11 protein-coding genes are annotated in these 12,820 nt (G+C 33.8%); 5 read left to right on the forward strand and 6 right to left on the reverse strand.

Annotated features, from left to right (window positions below):
• The first annotated feature begins 59 nt into the window (after window positions 1–59).
• Entirely contained in the window at window positions 60–1,133 is a 1,074-nt protein-coding gene (locus tag ABD963_RS10555; RefSeq protein ID WP_345276934.1) for a serine hydrolase domain-containing protein, read from the forward strand.
• On the opposite strand, the gene ABD963_RS10560 is transcribed toward ABD963_RS10555, so the two are convergent.
• Entirely contained in the window at window positions 1,130–2,758 is a 1,629-nt protein-coding gene (locus ABD963_RS10560; protein WP_425562806.1) for an amidase family protein, read from the reverse strand. The two genes, ABD963_RS10555 and ABD963_RS10560, sit on opposite strands and share 4 nt — an antisense overlap.
• A gap of 173 nt (window positions 2,759–2,931) precedes the next feature.
• Between ABD963_RS10560 and ABD963_RS10565 the strand changes: the two genes are divergently transcribed.
• From ABD963_RS10565 to ABD963_RS10580, 4 genes are all read left to right on the forward strand, one after another.
• Window positions 2,932–3,378, forward strand: coding sequence for a DUF4870 domain-containing protein (locus tag ABD963_RS10565; RefSeq protein ID WP_345276935.1), 447 nt, complete (start codon window positions 2,932–2,934; stop codon window positions 3,376–3,378).
• Between the two features lie 71 nt (window positions 3,379–3,449).
• Window positions 3,450–3,791, forward strand: a complete 342-nt coding sequence (locus ABD963_RS10570; RefSeq protein ID WP_345276936.1) for a PadR family transcriptional regulator — start codon at window positions 3,450–3,452, stop codon at window positions 3,789–3,791.
• Window positions 3,788–5,608: a PspC domain-containing protein gene (locus ABD963_RS10575; protein ID WP_345276937.1), complete on the forward strand. Its 1,821-nt coding sequence runs from the start codon at window positions 3,788–3,790 to the stop codon at window positions 5,606–5,608. Before ABD963_RS10570 ends, ABD963_RS10575 begins: the two co-directional genes overlap by 4 nt.
• A 105-nt stretch (window positions 5,609–5,713) precedes the next feature.
• Complete coding sequence (locus tag ABD963_RS10580) at window positions 5,714–6,436, forward strand: head GIN domain-containing protein (RefSeq protein ID WP_345276938.1); 723 nt, start codon at window positions 5,714–5,716, stop codon at window positions 6,434–6,436.
• Between the two features lie 194 nt (window positions 6,437–6,630).
• On the opposite strand, the gene ABD963_RS10585 is transcribed toward ABD963_RS10580, so the two are convergent.
• From ABD963_RS10585 to ABD963_RS10605, 5 genes are all read right to left on the reverse strand, one after another.
• Complete coding sequence (locus ABD963_RS10585; RefSeq protein ID WP_345276939.1) at window positions 6,631–7,482, reverse strand: sugar phosphate isomerase/epimerase family protein; 852 nt, start codon at window positions 7,480–7,482, stop codon at window positions 6,631–6,633.
• A gap of 90 nt (window positions 7,483–7,572) precedes the next feature.
• Complete coding sequence (locus ABD963_RS10590) at window positions 7,573–8,796, reverse strand: glycoside hydrolase 5 family protein (protein ID WP_345276940.1); 1,224 nt, start codon at window positions 8,794–8,796, stop codon at window positions 7,573–7,575.
• Window positions 8,797–8,887: 91 nt separating this feature from the next.
• Window positions 8,888–10,456, reverse strand: coding sequence for a glycosyl hydrolase (locus ABD963_RS10595; RefSeq protein ID WP_345276941.1), 1,569 nt, complete (start codon window positions 10,454–10,456; stop codon window positions 8,888–8,890).
• Complete coding sequence (locus ABD963_RS10600) at window positions 10,449–11,633, reverse strand: AGE family epimerase/isomerase (protein ID WP_345276942.1); 1,185 nt, start codon at window positions 11,631–11,633, stop codon at window positions 10,449–10,451. Before ABD963_RS10600 ends, ABD963_RS10595 begins: the two co-directional genes overlap by 8 nt.
• Window positions 11,633–12,820 (reverse strand): glycoside hydrolase family 130 protein, encoded by a 1,188-nt coding sequence (locus ABD963_RS10605; RefSeq protein WP_425562799.1) that lies wholly within the window; start codon window positions 12,818–12,820, stop codon window positions 11,633–11,635. Before ABD963_RS10605 ends, ABD963_RS10600 begins: the two co-directional genes overlap by 1 nt.

The raw sequence follows: 12,820 nt of genomic DNA on the forward strand, positions 1-12,820 counted from the left end.
AGATACAACTTAATTAAACCTTTTATATATTTGATTGTCCAAATTTGAAAACCTACGTTATGAAAACTACAGTCTATCTTTCTTTGCCATTGTTTTTCCTGTTTTTTAGCTGTTCATCTGATACATCTCCAAATGAACCCGAACCAAGCATAGATGAAATTTATTTTCCACCTTTAAATTCTGATACATGGGAAACCAAATCCTTAGCTGATTTGGGTTGGAATACGTCTGAACTTCAACCTTTGTTGGATTTTCTTGAAGAAAAAAACACCAAAAGTTTCATGATTTTACATGATGGTAAAATTGTGGTTGAAGCCTACATGAATGGACACAATTCCAATTTACCTTGGTATTGGGCAAGTGCCGGAAAAACATTAACCTCAACCGTTTCAGGAATTGCTCAAGAGGAAGGCCTTATTGATATAAACAACAAAGTTTCAGACTATTTAGGTACAGGATGGACCAACGCCACTTTAGAAAAAGAAAATTTAATTACTTGTAAAAACCTATTGTCCATGAACTCTGGTTTGGATGATACTTTAGGTGATGATGTTTCGTCAGCAAACCTGCAATATAAAGCCGATGCTGGAACCCGTTGGGCATACCATAATGTCTATGTAAAAATGCAGGATGTGGTTGCGGCCGCCAGTAGCCAAACCTGGTCTAACTATTTCAATAGCAAACTGCGAGATAAAATTGGCATGACGGGGCAATGGATAAATTTAGATAATTTAAGTGTTTATTGGAGCACTACGAGAAGTATGGCACGATTTGGCTTGATGATTTATGCTAAAGGGATTTGGGAAAGTAACCGTATTATTTCAGAAAGTTATTTAAATGAAGCCACAAGCACATCACAAAATATTAATGAAGCTTATGGCTATTTATGGTGGCTAAATGGAAAAAGCACCTATCATTTACCTGCACTTCAATTTGAATTTAACGGTGAATTGATTCCAGATGCTCCTGAAGACATGTATGCAGCTTTAGGCAAAAACGACCAAAAGATTTACATAACACCAAGTAAAAAATTGGTGGTTATTCGTATGGGTGATGTGGCTGATGGTGTTAATTTTGCGCTTTCAACTTTTGATAATGACCTCTGGATTAAAATCAATAATTTGATAAACTAGTTGTAATTAACAGGAGGTTTTCTTCTTTTTGAAGTTTGCTCATATACATAGGCCCAATTCAATAATTGCTTTTCAGAAAGTGGTTTACTTATAAATGTCAATCCTTTGGGAGCACCATTTTCGGCATAACCCATAGGTACGGTAATAGCAGGATATTCGGCTACCGCAGCAAAACCAGCATGGTAATTATTAATGGATAGAAAACCGTCCAAATTTTGAGTCTTCATAGGAATATCAAAATATTGTCTACCATTGGTTTTTAAGGTGTCTTGGATGCGTTCTAAAAACAGGGCGTCTCCTTCGTCATTTACAATACCTTCAAATAACCGCTGACCGTAAGGCATGATATTAAGGGAGTCTTTTTTATTGAATTCCACCACATCTAGAACAGATTTTACTGCTACATCTTTACTGGCAAATTCAGAAAGGTAAATAGGTAAATCTTTTTTCATGTCTAGATTTAACAACCGTCTGAAATTTGGCAAGCTAATTTCTTGCTCATCAATTTCTATAACTTCAGCACCATTCGATTTTAAATTTGAAATCGCTTGCACATACAAGGAATCTTCTAGCAATCTTTTAAAGGCTCCAAAACGTTTACCTTGTAATGAGGCAGATTCAAAAGCATCATACATACTCCCATTCCTATCCATTTCTATTGATTTAGAGTCTGAATTATCAAAACCTAACATAGCATCTAATAAAATAGCATTGTCAGTAACGTTCTTTGTCATAGGTCCAGGGGTGTCCAAAGTTGAAGAAATGGGCACAATACCACTTCTACTTAAAAGTCCAATCGTAGGTTTTAAACCCACAATAGAGTTTTGACTGGATGGCGATAAAATGGAACCAGAAGTTTCACTACCAACAGCAGCCACAGAAAAATTAGTCGCAACTGCTACTCCACTTCCCGAACTAGAGCCACCGGTGTCCATAATTCTGCGCCCATAAGGGTTTAGGGTTTGTCCGCCAATCGCACTATACCCACTTGGGCAATCGCCGCAGAAAAAATACGCCCATTCACTCAAATTGGCTTTTCCTAAAATAATGGCTCCTTGCTCTTTTAAACGCTTCGTAATAAAGGCATCTTCTGCATTATTGTTTTGCAACGCGACAGCACCAGCGGTTGTTGGCGCTCCAAAAGCATTAATATTATCCTTTAAAAGTATGGGCATGCCAAAAATAGGATGCTTTAATTTTCTGTTTAAAAGTTCTCGGTCCCTTAGTTTTGCATCTTCAATTACATTTGGGTTAATAGAAATAACCGAATTTAATGATAATTCGTTTTCTCTATCAAATTTTCTGATGCGGTATAAATAGAATTTGGTTAATAGTTCATAAGAAAAATCCCCAGAATAGACATGTTTTTGTATGGTAGGAATATCCTGTTCAAGAATAAGCGGTTTTAAACTGTTATAATCTGCATCCGAAAAATCTTTTAAATCTTCATTAAAACGACTCCACAAATCTTCATTGGAAATATATTTTGAATCTAAAACTTTAAATTCTCGGAAGTCTTTAACCGAAGTAGTATCAGAGACTGTTTCAGTTATGGGTTTACCTTCAGCAGGATTTTTACAAGAAATAATGGCAATGGATACTAGAAATAAAATAAAACGATTCATGGTTAGCATTTTTAGTAAAAATACTAAATAATCTTTTGAAAAGAATTCCTTCATCATAAAACATATTTGTTAAATTTATGTTAAATTTAAGTACTATGCGTAACATAATACCTTTTTTAAGACATATATTTGCATAAGAAACTATTATATACTTTTAAATTCATCAAAAAATCATGTTAGATAATCATCAAAAAAATATCGCAACTTTTATACATCTGTCAACCTTCAGCAGATTTTTAATTCCGTTTGGAAATTTTATCGGTCCTATTATACTTTGGGTAGCAAATAAGGATAAATCGGAATTTATAGATGCTAACGGTAAGCAGATTATAAACTTTCAAATTAGTATTTTACTATATGCCATTATTTTAGGAACCTTAACGATACCTTTTTTTGTTTTTAAGATTTTTAATGGTATTGACTTTATAGATTTTCATGGATTTGATAATTTTCATATCAATATAGGCAAGCCTTCTCCTCTACTATACATCGGTGGCGCTTTAGGTGTATTAGCTGTAATAGGCTTTATTATAGAACTTGTATTAATAGTCATTGCCAGTTTAAAAGCTAGAGATGGTGAAGTGTATCAATATCCATTAACAATCCATTTTTTAAAGTAAAATCATCAAAATAATCATCAATCAAATCAATCAAAAAATGAACAGTTTCAACAAATTAAACGAATGACACTATGAAGATAGAAAACACAAAAGCACAAATGCGTAAAGGCGTTCTAGAATTCTGCATACTTTCCGTCTTAAAAGATGAAGACGCTTATGTAGCAGAGATTTTAGACACCTTAAAAGACGCAAAACTGCTGGTAGTAGAAGGCACCATTTACCCTCTATTAACACGCCTTAAAAATGCGGGACTTTTAAATTACAGATGGGAAGAATCAACCTCTGGACCGCCACGAAAATATTACGGTTTAACCGAAACAGGAAAATTATTTTTAAAAGAATTAAACACAACTTGGAGTGAATTACACCACGCTGTAACATTAGTAACAAGTCAAAAAACAACAAAAAAATGAATAAAACAGTCAACATAAATTTAGCTGGTATATTTTTTCACATAGATGAAGATGCTTACCTAAAACTACAACGCTATCTTGAGGCTATAAAACGTTCATTCACTGATTCTCAAGGTCGATCTGAAATAATAGCAGATATAGAAGCACGTATCGCAGAACTTTTTAACGAGCGTGTGCAAAATGACAAACAAGTAATACGCATTAAGGAAGTAGATGAGGTCATCTCAATTATGGGACAACCTGAAGATTATTTGGTTGATGATGAAATTTTTGAAGATGAACCTAATTCCTCTTATTCTAAAAAATCATCCTCCTCGGCATCATCAAAAAAACTTTTTAGAGATACCGACAACTCTTATGTTGGTGGGGTATCGTCTGGTTTAGCACATTATTTTGGGATTGATGCAGTATGGATTCGTTTAGCTTGGATACTCTTAATTTTTGGAGCTGGCACAGGAATACTCTTATACATTTTACTTTGGATTTTAGTGCCTGAAGCAAAAACAACCGCCGAAAAGATAATGATGACAGGCGAACCTGTGAATATTAGCAACATTGAAAAAAAAATAAAAGACGGTTTTGAAAACGTATCGGAAACTGTTAGTGACGTTGCTAAAAACGTATCGGATTCACTATCAGGTGCTGCTAAAAATGTATCGAATGCCGCTAAGAATGTAGACTTAAAAAAACCTGCAAATACAATAAAATCGTCCTCTAGAACTTTTTTTGACACACTAGCAGATGTTATTATGTTTTTCTTTAAGGTATTTGCCAAATTTATTGGAGTCATCCTTATAATTACTGGGGCTACATCCCTTATAGCATTAATCATTGGTTTATTTTCTATAGGCGTAGTAGACATTATTCATTTACCTGGTTTAGACCTAGTTGATATTGCTAATGCCGGAAATACACCTATTTGGTTAGTATCTCTATTAACGCTTTTTGCAGTCGGCATTCCATTCTTTTTCTTGTTCTATCTGGGGTTAAAAATCCTTATAAATAATTTAAAATCCATAGGTAAAATTGCGAAATTCACCTTACTAGGCTTATGGTTAATATCAGTAATTTCCTTAATAATAGTGGGCATAAGACAAGCTAGTGAACATGCTTTTAATGAAAACTTCACGGTTAAAACAGAGTTACCTGTTAAATCCATGGATACTTTGACTATAAAGATGGTTAGTAACGATAATTTTAATTCAAATTTTTACAGAGACAATCACAGTTTTAAGTTAGCTTATGATGATAATGGTGTGAAAACAATTTACACGACTGATATTGATATTAGGGTTAAATCCACGACCGATTCTATCGCCATGATAGCGATTGAGAAAAGCGCCGATGGAAGAAGTTATGAAATTGCAAGAGAGCGCGCCAAAAACATTAATTTCAATTTCGATTTCAAAAATAATACGTTGTTGTTAGATTCTTACCTAACTACAAACCCCGAAAACAAATTTAGCGATCAAGAGGTGGATGTGATTTTATATATTCCAGAGAATACTGTGGTTTATTTTAACAGTAGTACAAAACCCTTTTTACACTACAGAACATACGAAGGAAATTTAATATCAAGAGATGATACCAACCATTATATCAAAATACTTTTTGATGATACAGAATGCTTGGATTGTCCGGAGGATGACTTTAAATTGAATGTTGATACTCCAGCGTTAAAAATTAATGAGCAGGGTGTAGAAATCAATTCTGAAGAAGGGAACCTAAAAATAAATAAGCAAGGACTTAAAGCTGAATCTGAAGATGTAAAAGTCAATATTAATTCTAACGGTATTGATGTAAAATCGGAAAACTAACAATTCATCCATAAAAAAATACGGTTCAGATATAAAAGTTACTCATCAATAACATTTTAAAAGATATTTGAACAAAAATTTACACAATCAAAAAAACAAACTATTATGACAACACTTATTAAAATCATCGTAGCAACCATCTTAAGCTTAACGCTTTTTTCATGCAATTTTGACCTAAACCCCGGAATTAGAGGCAACGGAAATGTTATTACAAAAGAAAGAACAGTTAACCAGTCTTTTTCATCAATAAGAGCTTCTGAAGGTTTAGATGTATACTTAACACAAGGAAATACAGTGAGCATAAGTGTTGAAGCTGATGAGAATTTACAAGAACTTATCATGACCGATATCGAAGAAGGTGTTTTGAAAATTCACACAAAAGAGAACATTGGTCGCGCCGCAGCTAAAAAAGTTTATGTTTCTTTCAAGGATATTTCAAGTATCATTTCAACCAGTGGTAGCGATGTATTTTCAACAAATACCATAACTAGTGAAACTTTAAATTTAAAATCAAGCAGTGGAAGTGACATGAAATTGGATGTAAACACATCTGTTTTAAATTGTAATTCCACAAGCGGTAGTGATATGAGATTATCTGGAAAAACAACAAAACTTATCGCTGAAGCCAGTAGTGGAAGCGATATTAAAGCAGCAGACTTAATAGCTGAGACTAGTGAAGTAAAGGCTTCTAGCGGAGCAGACATTACAATAAACACATCCAGGGAATTAAGAGCTCAAGCAAGCAGTGGTGGTGACATAAAATATTATGGTAATCCTGAAAAGGTGAACAAAAGTGATAACGCTTCAGGAAGTGTAAGACAACAATAACTTTAAAATTTATATCAAGCTAGAAGTCATCATTTTTGAAAATGGTGACTTTAAACTGTTATCAGTGTTTTTTTACATTAATAAAAAATAAAAACAAAATCAACTAAAAACAGTATTAAAGTAAAATTAAAATATTTGTAAATTCTAAAAATAAGGTAGTTTTTCAATTTATTAAACCATGAACTATGGTTAGTTTAATTTTTTAATCCATTTAAATTGGCTCGCAAAATTAGTTCAACATCTGCATTTTCTACATGGCCCAATATACCATAATCTCCTTTATAGCCTTTTTCTTTCAACGATGTAATCATCTCCATTTCCTGATCGCCTTTACCAATTGGAAGGATTTTAGGACCATTTCTTTTCATACCGTTTAAATTCACATGCCAAAGATAGGGTAGCATTATTTCTACAATTTCCGAAAAAGTATCGATATGGTTTTGGGCATGGTGAAAATTATACACTATACCCAAATTTCTATTGGGCAACGCTTTAATTATCTTAATTTGATTTTCTGGTTCACCAAACCAATCCCCATGATTATATAAACCTATTTTACAATCCATTTTTTCAGCTTGATTACTTATAAAATCTATCATTTTAGCTCCTTTTTGAATAGATAAAGAATCAGTTAAATTTTCGAAAAAATTAGCATGAAAACTAACCCATATTTCTCCTTTATAACCGACTTCTTTTATTATATCAAAAACTTTTTTGTTAGATTTATTTAACTTCCCAATACTGTCCCTTTGATTGTCTATCCACATCCAAATTGCTATAATATCTATTTTGTTTTTATTTGCCAGCCTTAGTTCCGTAGCCATATTTTCAAGATCTTCTTCACGCCAGTCGTATGCATATTTTGTTAAATCGAGTTTTTTCAGCATATTTATTCTCTCTTCTGGATTACGATTAACGCTATCAAAAGGAACAATACACCAAGCATAAATATCTTCAATCTTTATGGTTGGTCTTTTTGTTTTTTCACTGCAAGAATTTATAATAATAAAAAAAAATATGAACATTAGAATTTTAGAGTATTTCATACAATTGATTTTATCAATTTTGTTTTATCTATTTAATAGAATGTCTCAGTTATCGGCTAAGTATTCATTCAGACTCTATAAATTATTGGCTTAATTTAATAGCTTCAAATTAGCTTCCTTGATTATCTTCAGAGTGGTGGAATCCGTTTCAAAAACAGAATTCAATCCTTGAGGCTCTTGGGGTGGATCTGCCGTAAAGTCGTCCCCTAATTGCCATTCACCATTTACAGGATTATTTCTTCCATAACCAGCAAATCCCCAAAAATTCAAACCTGCCAAAATATCATTCTTTTTCTTGTTTTCTATGAGATAGCTGAAAATTGCCTTATAAAAGACGTTTCTATTTTCTACCGACGTACTAACAGATAGACTTTCATTATCTCGAGGAAAACCAAATTCTGACATGACAATAGGTTTGTTCAAAGATTTAGCAACCACAAGATGCTCCTCCATATACTCATAAGCCTTTTGAATGGATATTTCTGTGCTTTCCGATTCATTATTTTCATCGTACCAGCCCCAGTTTTTAGGCCACATGTGCATCGTTAAATAATCAATTTTAGAATTATCGTGGACTCTTTTATACATATCGATATCCAGCAAAAATCCAGCTTTTCCTTCTGTTCCTGTTGAAATTAAATGTTTAGAATCCAAGGAATCCATTAAGGCAACTGTTTGGTTTAGCCAATCAATATAAGCGACCTCATGCTCTGGAACCATCATTACTCGTGGTTCATTGGCTACTTGCCAAGACATTATGGTATTATCATTTACATATTTTAATTTTGTATAGTTATTTGTTCGCCCCATAATAAAATTCACATGGTGGTAAAAGGCTTTTTTACAAGGATCACAACTTTGAAATTGCTTGGTGTAATTTTGATAATCGTCCCAAGAATATTTTGGATCAAACGGATTGGGAATGTCTCCATAACCATTCCATTTTAAATATTGTGCCATCCCTCCAGACCAAATCCAATTATTGTTTAAATAGAGAATGGCATACATATTTCTTCGGCGCATCTCTGCTAATAGGAAGTCCAGTCCATCCAGCAAGTCTTTATTGTATTCGCCTTGGTTGGGTTGTAAAGCAGGTGAGATTCTGGATTTGCCACCCTCTCCTTCAGCACCAACTAAAATTCTAAGATTATCGATTCCGATGCTTTTCATAAGGTCCAACTCTTTTATAAGTCGTTGGCGATCGCCTCCATCTTTTGAAGCAATAATAGGCCCATACCAGTAATTTGTCCCAATAAATGAATAGGGTTTGTCACCTTTTCGAAACTCTGTCCCTTTAACCGAAATTAGTGGCATTTCTTGCTTTCCAATTTTTCTGTAAATAGAACTTTTGCATGAGCTTAGTGAACAAATAAGGACTAAAAAACAATAGACCTTTAAATTAAACTTAATTAGGTAGTTGGTACATGTTAGGTATTTCATTTTGTAAAACGGATTCTGCTTTGTTGGTGAAGGTTATAAAATCGGGTGTAGTAGATAAACCTGGTGTTGGTGTACAGTAGCGATCTTTAGAATTACTCCAAAACATCATAAAACCCAGTTCTACCTCGTTTTTTGTTAATGCTTGGTATAAATTATTGGAATAAAAATCTGTAATGGGATTACTTACTCCTGGCTCAACAAAATAACAGGTCTCGGTTAAGGCAGCTATTTTAACTTTTTGGATAGCTAAATCACTAATGACCTTTAATTTTTTATTGGCTTCATCTACACCCATTTGTCCCTTATTTTTAAAATCCCCATAATTATCCATCCCTAAAACATCCACATAGGCATCTCCTGGGTATCTTTCCAAATATTCGGTGTCGTTATTATATTTATTATCGGGTGAAAATGCAAAAAGTATGTTGTTTACCTGCAAAACATCTCTTAGATATTCAACAGTAAAACGCCACAAGGTTTTAAATTCCTCTGCTGTTGAATAAGGGGCTCCCCACCAAAACCAGTCGCCATCAAATTCATGAAACGGTCGAAAAATAAAAGGCACCAATTCTCCGTTATTGCCTATCATGCTTTTGGCTACATCAGCAATTTTTTCGAGCTTAGTTTTGTAATAGTCATGGTTGCTACCACCAGGTAAAATACTTTTAAATGCATTCTGCTTTTGATAGGTAGTCATTTCACTGGTATAAAAGTGTAAACCTTCGAAGGGTTCTCTAAAATGCCAAGCGAAAATGTTTACCATTCCTTTATTATAAGCTTCCTTGGCATGACCAGTAATTAATTGCTCCTGTTGAAAATACCAATTGGAAAGCAATTCATTATTCAGGTCATCGGTTATGAACATAAAATCTGAACCTAATAAACTAGGGTCACTCCCCGTTGTTTTTTTAATATCAGAATCTCCGCCAGCATCCATATAAAAACTACTAAAGGCATCGTGTTGTCCTATAAGGTATTTTGTTTGGGATAATATTTTCAGGTTGTAAAATAGGGCTATGGTTTCACTTGTGGCATTTTGATTAACCATATAATTCAACGTTTCATTCGGTTGTAAAACGAATGTTTCTGTGTTGGCCGAAATAGTTATCATTGCAGAATTGGAATCTCCTATTTCCACATCTGGATTATTGGTATTGGTTAGGGTAATAATTATCGTTTCGTTCTCTTCCGTTTCACCATCATCTTTAATTTCAATGGGTATTAAAATAGACAGGTTATTAGCTGGGATATCAATTTTAGTGTCTATCATTTTGTAATCTTCCCCATTGGTTGCCGTTCCGCTAATGGTATAATTGACGGTCGTGGTTTTATTAACAATTTTGGTTAATGTTAATTTGAATGAGCCATTTAAGGAAGGTTCCGTAAGAACGTTAGTATTTGTAGAAATTGTAATTTTTGATACAACAGCAGGTTCGCCATCGGGTTCTTCAATATTGTCCTTAGAGCAACTATTAACAAATACTGTTAATAAGGCAATAACGCCTATTTTTATGTGGCTATTAAACTTATTCATTGATCATTATACATGCTCTAGTTGTATGGTAAGGTGCTTTCCACATACTTACCTTATTTTCTTGAGTATAAGGTTTTCCTTTTTGGTTTACCCTAAAATGCCAGTCCCCATTTTCATAGTCAAGTAGATGTTTTTTAGTATAATTCCAAATGTTGACAGACGATGCTATATAGCTTTCTTTATTTTCGATTGAATGGGCTTCTTTCAATCCAATAAGTGCCTCTACCTGTGGCCACCAATGCCTGTCGGTATCGGTATGGTTCGTAAAAAAATTAACCTCGTTAAGCACCGATCCATCAACATCAATTCCATGTTTTAAAAAAGTATCGGCTACGTCAACTGCTATATGTTTAGATTTTTCTATAATTACTGGATCGTTAACCATTTCGGCGGCTCTAAGCAGCAACCATGCTGATTCAATGTCATGACCAAATGATACCGTATAGCTTAATAAATTCCATTTTTGATCAAAAAATAAATCAAAATGGTATTTCTTGTTTAAAATCTTATTGTTCATAATTTCTATCAACATTTTTAGGGCTTCTTTTAAATGTGCATTGTCATAAATTTTTAACAATGCGGTATAAGCCTCCAAAACATGAAGGTGGGTATTCATGCTTTTAGCAGCGTTCATATCCTTATCACTTAACCGCATGTCTTCAATCGGACTCCAATCCTCTTTAAAAGCTTCTAGATACCCTCCATATTGCTCATCTTTAGCATATTTCTCAATACATTCAAAAAGTTCGATAGCCCAATCTTTGCATTCTCGATTCCCAGAATAAATGTAGTATTCACTTAGTGCGTAAATAGCAAATGACTGCGCATAAACTTGTTTACGCTTATTTATTGGTTGTCCTAAATAATCCAGTTCCCAAAAAACGCCTTTATTTTTAGTGTCTTTAAAGTAACGTTTCAGATATTCATAAGATCTTTCACAAATTTCTTTGTAAGTATCTGTTTTTAAATAGTTGGATGCTGCTGAAAATGACCATAGAATTCGAGTGTTTAAGATAATTCCTTTAGATGATTTTGGGACAACTTTATTGTAGAAATCAATTTTCCCAAAGAATCCGCCATGCTCATAATCAATTGTATTGTTCTGCCAGTAATCTAGAATACGCAATAACTCATCATGCATTTCTTTTTTCAGTTGCAAGTATGCTGCGGTTTTCATTAATAAAAACCCTTATTCTTATCAATTAAATCCATGATAGTTTCAACTGAATCTGCTGAAGTATATTTATCTTCAGGTGAATTTATAACGTAGTCTACCAGTTTATCAACAGTAGATACGGCAACGTGCATTCTGGTATCGGAAGATGCATAATAAATATAAACGGTTCCGTCATCATCCTGAATCCATCCATTTGAAAATAACACGTTTGAAACATCACCAATGCGCTCATTCCCAATAGGTGCCATGAAATGACCTGCAGGTTTATGTATTACTTTTGAAATATCTTTTAAATCAGTCATAAACATATACAATGTGTATCTTAAACCTGCTGCTGTATTTCTTACACCATGTGCTAAATGAAGCCACCCTTTATCTGTTTTAATTGGAGCAGGACCTAACCCATTTTTCAATTCGTAAATTGTATGGTATTTTTTACCATAAATTATTCGTTCATCTTCTAATACGGGATTTATCATATCCTGAATAAATCCTAATCCAATTCCCCCACCACTGCCAACATCAATAAATCCATCTTGGGGCCTTGTGTACAGAGCATATTTTCCATTAACAAATTCGGGATGTAAAACCACATTGCGTTGCTGGCTAGCTAAAGATACTAAATCGGGTAATCGATCCCAATTGATAAAATCCTTGGTCCTTACAATACCTGCATTGGCAACGGCCATACTCGTATCACCTGGAGGCGCATTGGGATCTTTTCTTTCCGTACAAAAAATACCATAAATCCAGCCATCATCATGCTCAACAAACCTCATATCATAGACATTAATATCAGGGTTTTCCTCATTTTGTGGAATAGCACAAGGTCTATCCCAAAACTTAAAATTATCTATACCATTAGAACTTTCCGCAATGGCGAAAAAAGACTTTCTATCATTGCCTTCTACCCTTACACAAAGTATATATTTATTATTCCACTTGATGGCTCCTGAATTCATGGTAGCATTAAAGCCAATACGCTCCAAAGCGTAAGGGTTTGTGTGAGGATTTAAATCATATCGCCAATGAATTGGAATATGTTTAGCCGTTAGTATGGGATTTCTATACCGAGTGTAAATACCGTTACAGTCCTTTACAGGCATATTTTTCATAGTAATCAACTCATGATGACTTTTGATTACAATATCTAGCATGCTCGGTTTTTGTTTAGTTTGTTGGCTCAT

Origin of the sequence: Litoribaculum gwangyangense (assembly GCF_039543505.1) — a bacterium.
GTDB lineage: Bacteria > Bacteroidota > Bacteroidia > Flavobacteriales > Flavobacteriaceae > Litoribaculum > Litoribaculum gwangyangense.

What these genes read in the sequence shown, in the direction of transcription:
- ABD963_RS10565 (WP_345276935.1), top strand. Translation starts at nt 2,932, where the DNA reads ATGTTAGATAATCATCAAAAAAATATCGCAACTTTTATACATCTGTCA.
- ABD963_RS10580 (WP_345276938.1), top strand. Translation starts at nt 5,714, where the DNA reads ATGACAACACTTATTAAAATCATCGTAGCAACCATCTTAAGCTTAACG.
- ABD963_RS10600 (WP_345276942.1), bottom strand. Translation starts at nt 11,633, where the DNA reads ATGAAAACCGCAGCATACTTGCAACTGAAAAAAGAAATGCATGATGAG.
- ABD963_RS10590 (WP_345276940.1), bottom strand. Translation starts at nt 8,796, where the DNA reads ATGCCACTAATTTCGGTTAAAGGGACAGAGTTTCGAAAAGGTGACAAA.
- ABD963_RS10575 (WP_345276937.1), top strand. Translation starts at nt 3,788, where the DNA reads ATGAATAAAACAGTCAACATAAATTTAGCTGGTATATTTTTTCACATA.
- ABD963_RS10555 (WP_345276934.1), top strand. Translation starts at nt 60, where the DNA reads ATGAAAACTACAGTCTATCTTTCTTTGCCATTGTTTTTCCTGTTTTTT.
- ABD963_RS10605 (WP_425562799.1), bottom strand. Translation starts at nt 12,820, where the DNA reads ATGAGCCAACAAACTAAACAAAAACCGAGCATGCTAGATATTGTAATC.
- ABD963_RS10570 (WP_345276936.1), top strand. Translation starts at nt 3,450, where the DNA reads ATGAAGATAGAAAACACAAAAGCACAAATGCGTAAAGGCGTTCTAGAA.
- ABD963_RS10595 (WP_345276941.1), bottom strand. Translation starts at nt 10,456, where the DNA reads ATGAATAAGTTTAATAGCCACATAAAAATAGGCGTTATTGCCTTATTA.
- ABD963_RS10560 (WP_425562806.1), bottom strand. Translation starts at nt 2,758, where the DNA reads ATGAATCGTTTTATTTTATTTCTAGTATCCATTGCCATTATTTCTTGT.
- ABD963_RS10585 (WP_345276939.1), bottom strand. Translation starts at nt 7,482, where the DNA reads ATGAAATACTCTAAAATTCTAATGTTCATATTTTTTTTTATTATTATA.